Annotated in this window: 9 protein-coding genes and 1 pseudogene; 5 read left to right on the top strand and 5 right to left on the bottom strand. The window is 69.6% G+C overall.

Annotation, left to right across the window (positions count from 1 at the left end):
* From CCL05_RS22960 to CCL05_RS22950, 3 genes and pseudogenes are all read left to right on the top strand, one after another.
* A pseudogene (locus CCL05_RS22960) lies at positions 1 to 1,202 on the top strand (ABC transporter substrate-binding protein); the annotation flags it as partial.
* 6 nt (positions 1,203 to 1,208) lie between these two features.
* Complete coding sequence (locus CCL05_RS22955) at positions 1,209 to 2,570, top strand: carbohydrate ABC transporter permease (RefSeq protein WP_086562370.1); 1,362 nt, start codon at positions 1,209 to 1,211, stop codon at positions 2,568 to 2,570.
* Positions 2,567 to 3,406: a carbohydrate ABC transporter permease gene (locus CCL05_RS22950; RefSeq protein ID WP_020273243.1), complete on the top strand. Its 840-nt coding sequence runs from the start codon at positions 2,567 to 2,569 to the stop codon at positions 3,404 to 3,406. Before CCL05_RS22955 ends, CCL05_RS22950 begins: the two co-directional genes overlap by 4 nt.
* Before the next feature lie 140 nt (positions 3,407 to 3,546).
* Here the strand turns inward: CCL05_RS22950 and pgl are convergent, their stop codons facing one another.
* Genes pgl through tkt form a run of 5 tightly spaced genes read right to left on the bottom strand, consistent with a single transcriptional unit; the run spans position 3,547 to position 10,233 of the window.
* A complete protein-coding gene (gene pgl, locus CCL05_RS22945) occupies positions 3,547 to 4,332 on the bottom strand; it encodes a 6-phosphogluconolactonase (RefSeq protein ID WP_086562369.1) in 786 nt (261 codons plus the stop codon).
* On the bottom strand, positions 4,329 to 5,468 hold the full coding sequence (gene opcA / locus CCL05_RS22940; protein ID WP_086562368.1) for a glucose-6-phosphate dehydrogenase assembly protein OpcA: 1,140 nt from the start codon (positions 5,466 to 5,468) through the stop codon (positions 4,329 to 4,331). The genes pgl and opcA overlap by 4 nt, the downstream gene beginning before the upstream one ends.
* Positions 5,465 to 6,988 (bottom strand): glucose-6-phosphate dehydrogenase, encoded by a 1,524-nt coding sequence (zwf, locus tag CCL05_RS22935; protein ID WP_086562367.1) that lies wholly within the window; start codon positions 6,986 to 6,988, stop codon positions 5,465 to 5,467. Before zwf ends, opcA begins: the two co-directional genes overlap by 4 nt.
* 4 nt (positions 6,989 to 6,992) lie before the next feature.
* On the bottom strand, positions 6,993 to 8,111 hold the full coding sequence (tal, locus tag CCL05_RS22930) for a transaldolase (RefSeq protein ID WP_086562366.1): 1,119 nt from the start codon (positions 8,109 to 8,111) through the stop codon (positions 6,993 to 6,995).
* Positions 8,112 to 8,145: 34 nt separating this feature from the next.
* Positions 8,146 to 10,233 (bottom strand): transketolase, encoded by a 2,088-nt coding sequence (gene tkt, locus CCL05_RS22925; protein WP_086562365.1) that lies wholly within the window; start codon positions 10,231 to 10,233, stop codon positions 8,146 to 8,148.
* Between the two features lie 383 nt (positions 10,234 to 10,616).
* On the opposite strand from tkt, the gene CCL05_RS22915 reads away from it, so the two are divergent.
* Positions 10,617 to 11,534 (top strand): heme o synthase, encoded by a 918-nt coding sequence (locus CCL05_RS22915; RefSeq protein ID WP_208641598.1) that lies wholly within the window; start codon positions 10,617 to 10,619, stop codon positions 11,532 to 11,534.
* A 69-nt stretch (positions 11,535 to 11,603) separates the two neighbouring features.
* On the top strand, positions 11,604 to 11,936 hold the full coding sequence (locus tag CCL05_RS22910) for a hypothetical protein (protein ID WP_086562363.1): 333 nt from the start codon (positions 11,604 to 11,606) through the stop codon (positions 11,934 to 11,936).
* The last annotated feature ends 39 nt before the right edge of the window (positions 11,937 to 11,975 follow it).

Raw genomic sequence — 11,975 nt, 5'->3', positions numbered from 1 at the left:
CTCGCCCTGGCGCTCGGCGCGACCGCCTGCGGCGGCGGCCCCGTCTCGGCCGGCGGCGGCGACAAGGCGCTCAGCGGCCAGACGATCACCGTGGCCGGTGTCTGGTCCGGCACCGAGCAGAAGAACTTCCAGAAGGTGCTCGACGCCTTCACCGAGAAGACCGGCGCCAAGACGCAGTTCACGTCCACCGGCGACAACGTCTCCACCGTCGTCGGCAGCAAGATCGAGGGCGGCAACGCCCCCGACGTCGTGATGGTCCCCCAGGTCGGCGTGCTCAAGCAGTTCGCCCAGAAGGGCTGGCTCAAGCCGCTGTCCAAGAAGACCGAGCAGTCCGTGGACGCCGGCTACGCCCCCGTGTGGAAGAAGTACGGCAGCGTCGACGGCACCCTCTACGGCCTCTACTTCAAGGCCGCGCACAAGTCGACCGTCTGGTACAGCCCCGACGCCCTCACCCAGGCCGGTGTGAAGCCGCCGAAGACCTACGACGAGATGCTGAAGGCCGGGCAGACCGTCTCCGACTCCGGCCTCGCCGCGTTCTCCGTCGCCGGGCAGGACGGCNNAAGTGGACCGACGCGTCGGTCGTCGACGCCCTCACCACCCTCGGCAAGCTCTTCAAGGACAAGCAGCTCATCGCCGGCGGCCAGAAGGGCGCCCTGAACACCGACTTCCCCGGCTCGGTGGAGAAGGTGTTCGGCCCGAAGCCCGAGGCCGGCATGGTCTACGAGGGCGACTTCGTCGCCGGCGTCGCCAAGGACCAGTTCGGCAAGAAGGTCGGCGAGGACGCGAACTTCTTCCCGTTCCCGGCGGTCGCCGGCGGCGAGGCACCGGTCGTCAGCGGCGGTGACGCGGCCGTCGTCCTCAAGGACGGCAAGAACCAGAAGGCCGCCCAGGCCCTCCTGGAGTACCTGGCGACCCCCGAGGCCTCGGCCGTGTGGGCGGAGGCGGGCGGCTTCCTCTCCCCGAACAAGAAGCTCGACCTCGCCTCCTACGGCGACGACGTCACCCGCGCCACCGCCAAGTCCCTCGTCCAGGCCGGGGACTCGGTCCGCTTCGACATGTCCGACCAGGCCCCGGCGGCCTTCGGCGGCACCAAGGGCACCGGCGAGTGGAAGCTGCTCCAGGACTTCCTGCGCGACCCGTCCGACCCGAAGGGCACCGCGGCGAAGCTGGAGGCCGCGGCGGCCAAGGCGTACCAGGACTGATCCGCCATGACAGCGACCCTCGTCAAAGAGACGAACCCGCCACCGCCCGTCACGGTCGCCGACCGCACCCGGCGTCTGCGCCGCCGCGGGAAGATCGTCGCCCTGCTGTTCGTGCTGCCCGCGCTGCTGCTGCTCGGCGCGCTCGTCGTCTACCCCGTGCTGTTCAGCGTCGGCCGCAGTTTCTTCGACGCCTCCGGGACGACCTTCGTCGGCGGCGACAACTACACCGAGATGTTCCGCGACCCGGCGACCCTCACGGCCGTCCGCAACACGGCCATCTGGGTCGTCGTGGCCCCGGCCCTGCTGACCGGCCTCGGGCTGATCCTGGCCGTCCTGGTGGAGAAGGTCCGCTGGGCCACCGCCTTCAAGCTGCTCCTCTTCATGCCGATGGCGGTCTCCTTCCTCGCCGCGGGCATCATCTTCCGGCTCGCCTACGACGAGGACCCCGACAAGGGCGTCCTCAACGCCGCGGTCGTCTCCGTCCACGACGCCTTCAAGGCCGAGTCCTCGTACCCGACGGCCCGGGCGCGTGACGGGCAGGGCCTGACGAAGGACAAGGACGGTTCGTACCGCACGAATGCGAGCGTGTCCCCGGGCGACGCGGTGACGCTGGGCCTCGTCGGGGTGCTGCCCGACGACCTGCCCGGCGGGACCGAACCCGCGTACGCGGCGGCGGGGAAGAAGGCCGGCCCCGACGAACTGCGCGGTGTGGTCTACCTGGACTTCACGCCCGGCGGGGGAGGGGAGCAGGGCAAGGTCGACCGGCGGGAGAGCGGACTGCCGCAGATGAAGGTCGAGGCGGTACGCGACGGTAAGACGGCCGCCACGGCGACCACCACCTCCGACGGCTCCTTCCGCTTCGAGGGCCTCGCACCGGGCTCCTACGAGGTAAAACTGCCGGCGTCCAACTTCGCCCCGCCCTACGAGGGCGTCTCCTGGCTCGGACCGGCGCTCGTCACACCGGCGATCATCGGGGCCTACCTGTGGATCTGGACCGGCTTCGCCATGGTGCTGATCGGGGCAGGCCTGTCCACGCTGCCGCGGGACGCGCTGGAGGCGGCGCGGATCGACGGAGCGAACGAGTGGCAGATCTTCCGGCGGATCACGGTGCCGCTGCTGGCCCCGGTCCTCACGGTCGTCTTCGTCACCCTGGTCATCAACGTGATGAAGGTCTTCGACCTCGTCTACATCATCGCGCCCGGGCCCGTGCAGGAGGACGCGACCGTGCTCGCGACGCAGATGTGGCTGGTGTCGTTCGGCGGCGGCAACAACCAGGGGCTCGGCAGCGCGCTCGGAGTGCTGCTCCTGCTGCTGGTGGTTCCGGCCATGGTGTTCAACGTCCGCCGTTTCCGAAGGAGTCAGCGATGAACGCGGTGCGGCGCGGGTTGGGCAACGGAGTCGTCCAGGCCTTCCTCGTGGTGATCGGTCTGGTGTGGATGACGCCGCTGGCCGGGCTGTTCCTGTCCTCGCTGCGGTCCGCCGAGGACACGGCGAAGGGCGGCTGGTGGACGGTGTTCTCCAGCCCCGGGCAGCTGTCCTTCGACAACTACTCCTCGCTGTTGCAGAACTCGGGCATCACGCAGGCGTTCTGGAACACGGTGCTGATATCGGTGCCGACGACGGTGCTGGTCGTGGTGATCGCGGCGCTCGCGGGATACGCCTTCGCGTGGCTGGACTTCCCCGGGCGGGAGGCGGTCTTCCTGGTCGTGGTCGCGCTGCTGGTGGTGCCCGTGCAGATCGGGCTGCTGCCGGTCGCCAAACTCTTCGGGCAGCTGGGCCTGTTCGGCACGATCCCCGGGGTCGTCCTCTTCCACGTGGCCTACGGCCTGCCGTTCGCGGTGTTCCTGCTGCGGAACTACTTCGCCGAGATGCCGAAGGAGATGCTGGAGGCGGCCCGGATGGACGGCGGCAGTGAATGGCGTATCTTCACGCGGCTCGTGCTGCCCGTGGGGCGGCCGGCGATCGCCTCTCTGGCCATCTTCCAGTTCCTGTGGGTGTGGAACGACATGCTGGTGGCGCTGCTGTTCGCGGACAGTTCCTCGCAGCCGTTGACGGTGGAACTCCAGTCGCAGATACGGCAGTTCGGCAGCAACATCGATGTCCTGGCGCCCGGGGCGTTCGTGTCCCTGGTCGTCCCTGTCGTCGTGTTCTTCGCGTTCCAGAGGCACTTTGTGCAGGGCGTGATGGCGGGGTCGGTCAAGTAGCCCCAGTACCAGGGGGCTCCGCCCCCTGGACCCCCGCCTATGCCCACCCGCCACCCGAAACTGCCCTTGATGGCGGCAACTCGCGGGTCCAGCCTTCTGGCTGACCGCTTCGGGTGGTGGGTGGGCGAAGGCCGTGAGGCCTAAGCCGAAGCCGGCGGGTACAGCGAACGCGGCAGTTGGGAAGCCGCCGCCCCGTCCAGCAGCCACAGCGTCCGGCTGCGGCCGTACGCCCCCGCCGCCGGTGCCTGGATCTCGCCCGCGCCCGACAACGCGATCGCCGCGGCCTGCGCCTTGTCCTCCCCGGCCGCGAGAAGCCACACCTCCCGCGCCGCACGAATCGCCGGCAACGTCAGCGTCACCCGCGTCGGCGGCGGCTTCGGCGCGCCGTGGACACCGACGACCGTGCGGTCGACTTCCCGCACCGCCGGCAGCTCCGGGAACAGCGACGCCACGTGCGTGTCCGGGCCGACGCCCAGCATCAGCACGTCGAACGTGGGGACGGGCCCGTGGTTCTCCGGGCCCGCCGCCCGCGCCAGTTCCTCCGCGTACGCGGCCGCCGCCGCGTCCACGTCGTCACCGTAGGGGCCGTCCGACGCGGGCATCGCGTGCACCCGCTTCGGATCGAGCGGCACGGAGTCCAGCAGTGCCTGACGCGCCTGCGTGACATTGCGCTCCGGGTCGCCCTCGGGCAGGAACCGTTCGTCGCCCCACCAGAGGTCGAGCCGGCTCCAGTCGACGGCGTCCCGGGCGGGCGCCGCGGCCAGGGCGGCCAGCAGGCCGTTGCCGTTGCGGCCGCCCGTCAGGACCACGGATGCCGACCCCCGGGAGGCCTGCGCGTCCACGATCCTGGTGATCAGCCGGGCCGCCGCGGCCTGCGCCATCAGCTCCTTGTCGCGATGGACGACCAGCTGCGGTGCCGTACTCACTTCGTCGTCGCCTTCCGTACCGGTTCCAGCTGGGGCGGTTCAGGCTTCACCGGTGCCTGTTTCACCGGTTCCTGCTTCACCGGTGCCTCCGCCGTCGCTTGCGAAGCGGGTGCTTTCGCAGCCGTTTCACGGGGAGCGGGGAGGGCGAGTCGTGCTCGCCCGTCACTTTTGGGCTCTCCCTGATCTCCCGGCTCTCCCCGCGCTCCTTTGGGGGCCTTCAGCCGGTCCACCCCGTACCGCAGCGCCGACGCGTACGTGTCGTCCGGGTCCAGCCGCCGCAGCTCCTCCGCGATCAGCTCGGCCGTGTCCCGGCGCTTGAGCGCCACACCACGGGCCGGCTGGCCCTCGATGGAGAGCGTCGCCAGGGAACCGTCCGCCCGGTCCAGCACGATGGGGCCGCAGTCCGTGTCCATGCGGACCGCCGTCAGACCGGGGCCGCCGGACAGCGAGCGCTTGACGGGGACGTCCAGCCGGTCCGCGAGCCACATCGCCAGCAGCTCACAGCTCGGGTTGAACTCCTCGCCCTCCACCTCGACGGCCCTGACCTCGCAGGTGACCTGGTCGAGGGCCGCCGCCAGCATGGAACGCCAGGGCGTGATGCGGGTCCAGGACAGGTCCGTGTCGCCGGGGGTGTAGGTCCCGGACCGGGTGGCCAGGTCCCGCACCGGCTGCTCGGAGGCGTACGTGTCGGTGACGCGGCGCTGGGCGAGGGCACCCAGGAGGTCCTTCGCCGGGTCGAGCGGCGCGTTCACCGGCCACCACACCACCACCGGGGCGTCCGGCAGCAGCAGCGGCAGCACCACCGACTGGGCGTGGTCGGCGACCTCGCCGTACAGCCGGAGCACGACCGTCTCGCCGGTGCCGGCGTCGGCGCCGACCCGGACCTCCGCGTCCAGGCGGGACTGCGTACGGTCGCGGGGGGAGCGGGAGACGCGCTTGATGACCACGAGCGTGCGCGAGGGGTGCTCGTGCGAGGCGTCGCTCGCTGCCTTCAGCGCGTCGTAGGCGTTCTCCTCGTCGGTCACGATGACCAGCGTGAGCACCATCCCGACCGCCGGGGTGCCGATCGCCCGGCGGCCCTGCACCAGCGCCTTGTTGATCTTGCTGGCCGTGGTGTCCGTGAGGTCTATCTTCATGGCCGGCGCCAGCTCCGTCCGTGTCGCTCGAGCATTTCGTCCGCCTCGACGGGCCCCCAGGTACCGGCCGGGTACTGGGCGGGCTTGCCGTTCTCGTCCCAGTACTCCTCGATCGGGTCGAGGATCTTCCAGGACAGCTCGACCTCCTCGGTACGCGGGAAGAGGTTCGAGTCCCCGAGGAGGACGTCCAGGATGAGACGCTCGTACGCCTCCGGGCTGGACTCCGTGAAGGACTCGCCGTAGGCGAAGTCCATCGACACGTCCCGGATCTCCATCGACGTGCCGGGGACCTTCGAGCCGAAGCGGACCGTGACGCCCTCGTCGGGCTGGACGCGGATGACGATCGCGTTGGAGCCCAGCTCCTCGGTGGCCGTCGTGTCGAAGGGGGAGTGCGGGGCCCGCTGGAAGACGACCGCGATCTCCGTCACGCGGCGGCCCAGCCGCTTGCCGGTGCGCAGGTAGAAGGGGACGCCCGCCCAGCGGCGGTTGTCGATCTCCAGCTTGATCGCGGCGTAGGTGTCGGTCTTCGAGGAGGCGTTGATGCCGTCCTCCTCCAGATAGCCGCGCACCTTCGTGCCGCCCTGCCAGCCGGCCGCGTACTGGGCGCGCACGGTGTCCCGGCCGATGTCCTTGGGCAGCTTCACGGCGCCGAGCACCTTGGTCTTCTCGGCGGCCAGCGCGTCCGCGTCGAAGGAGGCCGGCTCCTCCATGGCGGTGAGCGCCAGAAGCTGGAGCAGGTGGTTCTGGATGACGTCACGGGCGGCGCCGATGCCGTCGTAGTACCCGGCCCGGCCGCCGATGCCGATGTCCTCGGCCATGGTGATCTGCACGTGGTCCACGAGGGACCGGTTCCAGATCGGCTCGAACATGGTGTTGGCGAAGCGCAGCGCCAGGATGTTCTGGACCGTCTCCTTGCCCAGGTAGTGGTCGATGCGGAAGACCTGGTCCGGGGCGAAGACCTCGTGGACGACCTTGTTGAGCTCCTCGGCCGACTTCAGGTCGTGCCCGAAGGGCTTCTCGATGACCGCGCGCCGCCAGGAGCCGCCCTTCTGGTCGGCCAGCCCGTGCTTCTTCAGCTGCTGGATGACCACCGGGAAGGACTTCGGCGGCACGGACAGGTAGAAGGCGAAGTTGCCGCCCGTGCCCTGGGCCTTGTCCAGCTCCTCGATCGTGGAGCGCAGCCGCTCGAACGCGTCGTCGTCGTCGAACGTGCCCTGCACGAAGCGCATGCCCTGGATGAGCTGCTGCCAGACCTCTTCGCGGAAAGGCGTGCGGGCGTGCTCCTTGACCGCGTCGTGGACCACCTGGGCGAAGTCCTCGTGCGCCCACTCGCGGCGGGCGAAGCCCACGAGCGAGAAGCCCGGCGGCAGCAGACCCCGGTTGGCGAGGTCGTACACGGCGGGCATGAGCTTCTTGCGGGACAGGTCGCCCGTGACGCCGAAGATGACCAGGCCCGACGGCCCCGCGATACGCGGGAGCCGTCGGTCCGCGGGGTCACGCAGCGGGTTGCTGCTCGACACCTGTTCAGCCCTCCGAGGGGGCGAGGCGCTGAAGCTCGGCCTCGGTCGACTTCAGCAGGTCGGTCCAGGACGCCTCGAACTTCTCGACGCCCTCCTCCTCCAGCAGCTGGACCACGTCGTCGTACTTGATCCCGAGCTTCTCGACCGCGTCGAGGTCGGCGCGGGCCTGCTCGTACGTGCCGGCGACGGCGTTGCCGCGGATCTCGCCCTGCTCCTCCGTGGCGAACAGGGTCGCCTCCGGCATGGTGTTCACCGTGTTCGGAGCCACCAGTTCGTCGACGTACAGGGTGGGCTTGTACGCCTTGTCCTTGACGCCGGTGGACGCCCACAGCGGACGCTGCTTGTTGGCGCCCGCCTTCTCCAGGGCGTTCCAGCGGTCCGAGGAGAAGACCTCCTCGTACGCCTGGTAGGCCAGACGGGCGTTCGCGACGCCGGCCTTGCCGCGCGCCGCCTTGGCCTCGTCGGTGCCCAGCGCGTCGATCCGCTTGTCGATCTCGGTGTCCACGCGGGAGACGAAGAACGACGCCACGGAGTGGATCTGCGACAGGTCCAGGCCGCGCTCCTTGGCCTTCTCCAGGCCGGTCAGGAACGCGTCCATGACCAGGCGGTAGCGCTCCAGCGAGAAGATCAGCGTGACGTTGACGCTGATGCCCAGGCCGATGGTCTCGGCGATGGCCGGGATGCCCGCCTCGGTCGCCGGGATCTTGATGAGCGTGTTGGGCCGGTCCACCAGCCAGGCGAGCTGCTTGGCCTCGGCGACCGTCGCCCGCGTGTTGTGCGCCAGGCGCGGGTCGACCTCGATCGAGACCCGGCCGTCCTGGCCACCGGTGGCGTCGAAGACCGGGCGCAGGATGTCGGCGGCGTCGCGGACGTCCGCCGTCGTGATCATGCGGATGGCCTCTTCGACGGTGACCTTGCGGGCGGCGAGGTCGGCCAGCTGCGTGTCGTAGCCGTCGCCCTGCGAGATCGCCTTCTGGAAGATCGACGGGTTGGTGGTGACGCCCACGACGTGCTGCTGGTCGATCAGCTCGGCGAGGTTGCCGGACGTGATCCGCTTGCGCGACAGGTCGTCCAGCCAGATCGCCACGCCTTCCTCGGAGAGGCGCTTGAGTGCGTCTGTCATGGAAATTCCATCTCCTACGTGTCGTATATAAGCGTCAGCGCTGAGCTGCGGCGATCGATTCCCGCGCGGCGGCGGCAACGTTCTCGGCAGTGAAGCCGAACTCGCGGAAGAGGACCTTGCCGTCGGCCGAAGCACCGAAGTGCTCCAGGGAAACGATGCGGCCGGCGTCGCCCACGTACTTGTGCCAGGTGAGACCGATACCGGCCTCCACCGCGACACGGGCCCGGACGGACGGCGGCAGGACGCTGTCCCGGTACCCCTGGTCCTGCTGCTCGAACCACTCGACCGACGGCATGGACACCACACGGGTGGGCACGCCGGCGCCCTGGAGCTGCTCACGCGCCTCGACGGCGACGTGCACCTCCGAGCCGGTGGCGATGAGGATGACCTCGGGCTCGCCGCCGTCGGCCTCGAACAGGACGTAACCGCCCTTGGCGGCATCGTCGTTGGGCTCGTACGTCGGCACGCCCTGACGAGTCAGCGCCAGACCGTGCGGCTGGCCCTTGCCGAACTCCTTCGTCCAGCGCCGGAGGATCTCGCGCCAGGCGATGGCCGTCTCGTTGGCGTCGGCCGGCCGCACGATGTTCAGGCCCGGGATGGCGCGCAGCGCGGCCAGGTGCTCGACCGGCTGGTGGGTCGGGCCGTCCTCGCCGAGGCCGATGGAGTCGTGCGTCCACACGTACGTCACCGGCAGGTGCATCAGCGCCGACAGCCGCACCGCGTTGCGCATGTAGTCGGAGAAGACCAGGAACGTGCCGCCGTAGATCCGGGTGTTGCCGTGCAGCGCGATGCCGTTCATCTCGGCGGCCATCGCGTGCTCGCGGATACCGAAGTGGATCGTGCGGCCGTACGGGTCCGCCTCGGGCAGCGGGTTGTCCGCCGGGAGGAAGGAGCTGGTCTTGTCGATCGTGGTGTTGTTGGAGCCCGCCAGGTCGGCCGAGCCGCCCCACAGCTCCGGGATCACCGCGCCGAGCGCCTGGAGGACCTTGCCGGAGGCGGCACGCGTGGCCACGCCCTTGCCGACCTCGAAGACCGGGATCTTCTCCTCCCAGCCCTTGGGCAGCTCACCCTTGGCGACGCGGTCGTACTCCGCGGCCCGCTCGGGGTTGTTGTCCCGCCACTGCTGGTACGCCTTCTCCCACACCGCGCGGGCCGCCTGGCCCCGCTCCAGCGCCTTGCGGGTGTGCGTGATCACCTCGTCGGAGACCTCGAAGGACTGCTCCGGGTCGAAGCCGAGGACCCGCTTGGTCGCCGCGACCTCGTCGTCGCCCAGCGCCGAGCCGTGCGCGGCCTCGGTGTTCTGCGCGTTCGGGGCCGGCCAGGCGATGATCGAGCGCATCGCGATGAACGACGGCCTGTCCGTGACGGCCTTGGCCTGCTGGATCGCCTCGTAGATCGCGGCCGGGTCCAGGTCGCCGTTCTCCTGCGGCTCCACCCGCTGCACGTGCCAGCCGTAGGCCTCGTACCGCTTGGCGGTGTCCTCGGAGACGGCCGTCTCGGTGTCGCCCTCGATCGAGATGTGGTTGTCGTCCCACAGCAGGATCAGGTTGCCCAGCTTCTGGTGGCCCGCGAGCGACGAGGCCTCGGCGGAGATGCCCTCCTGGAGGCAGCCGTCACCGGCGATGCAGTAGACGAAGTGGTCGAAGGGAGACTCGCCCTGGGGGGCCTCCGGGTCGAACAGACCCCGCTCGTAGCGGGCGGCCATCGCCATGCCCACCGCGTTGGCGACACCCTGACCGAGCGGGCCGGTCGTCGTCTCCACACCGGTCGTGTGCCCGTACTCGGGGTGGCCCGGGGTCTTCGAACCCCAGGTGCGGAAGGACTTCAGATCGTCCAGCTCCAGGCCGAAGCCGGCCAGGTACAGCTGGGTGTAGAGGGTCAGGGACGAGTGGCCGGCGGACAGCACGAAGCGGTCCCGCCCGACCCAGTCGGCGTCCGCCGGGTCGTGCCGCATCACCTTCTGGAAGAGGGTGTAGGCGGCAGGCGCCAGGCTCATCGCCGTACCCGGATGGCCGTTACCGACCTTCTGTACGGCATCGGCGGCCAGGACACGCGCGGTGTCGACGGCCCGCTGGTCCAACTCGGTCCACTCGAGGTCTGTGGTGGTCGGCTTGGTGCTCACCCTGGGTCAGGGCTCCTCTCCACATGTCGGATGCCGGTGTATCGGGGCGTCCACCGGCCGCAGCCGAGCCTACCCCCGTAGGACGTGCGTTCTTTCGAGTCTCTCCAGAGTGCCGGGACACGTTTGGATCCGCCTCCTGACTGGGCCGTATCCCCTTCGACAGGTGAATACGGACCCGCTCATCCGGGTGCTCAATCGAGCTTGCGCGCGCCCTTCGGAAGCCGCTCACCAACACGACCCGACCCCCGCGAATGTCCGACTCTGGGCAACGTCTAAAGTGGCGTGGTACGCGCGAGCCTTTACCGGTACTTCACACGGGTGAGGCTTGCTGGGATGTCTCTGTAGGGGTGTGCGTGACGGCCGTTGAATCCCGTCCAGCGGGGATGCTCGGGACGGACCAGAGCCCGGCCCACCGGCCGTTCGGGGCCCGTGTCAAGGCGTTCGTGGCTCTCACCAAGCCGCGGATCATCGAGCTGCTCCTGATCACCACCGTGCCGGTGATGTTCCTGGCGCAGCAGGGGGTGCCCGACCTGACCCTGGTGCTGCTGACCTGCGTCGGCGGTTACATGTCCGCGGGCGGCGCCAACGCGCTCAACATGTACATCGACCGCGACATCGACGCGCTGATGGACCGCACCTCGCAGCGGCCGCTGGTCACCGGCATGGTCAGCCCGCGCGAGTGCCTCGCCTTCGGCATCACCCTGGCGATCGCCTCGACGCTGCTCTTCGGCCTCACGGTGAACTGGCTGAGCGCCTGGCTCTCCCTCGGCGCGCTCCTCTTCTACGTCGTCGTCTACACGATGATCCTCAAGCGCCGTACCTCGCAGAACATCGTGTGGGGCGGCATCGCCGGCTGTCTGCCCGTGCTGATCGGCTGGTCCTCGGTCACGAACTCCATGTCGTGGGCGCCGATCATCCTGTTCCTCGTCATGTTCTTCTGGACGCCGCCGCACTACTGGCCGCTGTCCATGAAGGTCAAGGAGGACTACGCGCGCGTGGGCGTGCCGATGCTGCCGGTGGTCGCCTCCAACAAGGTCGTCGCCAAGCAGATCGTGATCTACAGCTGGGTCATGGTCGCCGTCTCGCTCCTGCTGACCCCGCTCGGCTACACCGGCTGGTTCTACACGGCGGTCGCCGTGCTGGCGGGCGGCTTCTGGCTCTGGGAGGCGCACGGCCTGCAGAACCGCGCGAAGGCGGAGGTGACGGGCGCGAAGCTGAAGGAGATGCGCCTGTTCCACTGGTCGATCACCTACGTGTCGCTGCTGTTCGTGGCGGTCGCGGTCGACCCCTTCCTGCGCTGACGCGGCGCTGACGTACGTCACAGGGCCCTGCTCTCGCCAGTCGATCTACCCGTGAGTAGCATCGCCACCATGGCAGACACGCAGCAGGTTGACCCGAAGGCCGAGCGCAAGGCGGCCCGGCTGGCCAAGCAGATCTCCTCCTTCTCCAAGGCCCACGGCGGCGCCGAGGGCCAGCTCGCCTACCTCGGCGAACGCGGCGCCCGCATCGTCCTGGTCGGCGAGGACGGCAACTGGGGCGACCTGGTGGCCCCGTCCTACGAGATCGCCGAGAAGGCCGTGGAGAAGTCGGGCATCACGACCCACGAGTCCTTCGACGGCGAATTCGCCGCGAAGGTCACAACGGGCCGCTACGAGTGGACGCGCATGGCGGGGATCCAGCTGGGCGGGCCCAAGAACAACTGACCCTCTTTTAGGGGCGCGGGGAACTGCGCGAGCAACCAC

Source organism: Streptomyces africanus (assembly GCF_002150735.1).
GTDB classification, from domain to species: Bacteria; Actinomycetota; Actinomycetes; order Streptomycetales; family Streptomycetaceae; genus Streptomyces; species Streptomyces africanus.
This window is presented reverse-complemented; position numbering and strand designations above follow the sequence as displayed.

Excerpts from the sequence above, each read along its gene's own strand:
- CCL05_RS22955 (WP_086562370.1), top strand. The coding sequence starts at position 1,209 with ATGACAGCGACCCTCGTCAAAGAGACGAACCCGCCACCGCCCGTCACG.
- CCL05_RS22950 (WP_020273243.1), top strand. The coding sequence starts at position 2,567 with ATGAACGCGGTGCGGCGCGGGTTGGGCAACGGAGTCGTCCAGGCCTTC.
- opcA (WP_086562368.1), bottom strand. The coding sequence starts at position 5,468 with ATGAAGATAGACCTCACGGACACCACGGCCAGCAAGATCAACAAGGCG.
- tal (WP_086562366.1), bottom strand. The coding sequence starts at position 8,111 with ATGACAGACGCACTCAAGCGCCTCTCCGAGGAAGGCGTGGCGATCTGG.
- CCL05_RS22915 (WP_208641598.1), top strand. The coding sequence starts at position 10,617 with ATGCTCGGGACGGACCAGAGCCCGGCCCACCGGCCGTTCGGGGCCCGT.
- CCL05_RS22910 (WP_086562363.1), top strand. The coding sequence starts at position 11,604 with ATGGCAGACACGCAGCAGGTTGACCCGAAGGCCGAGCGCAAGGCGGCC.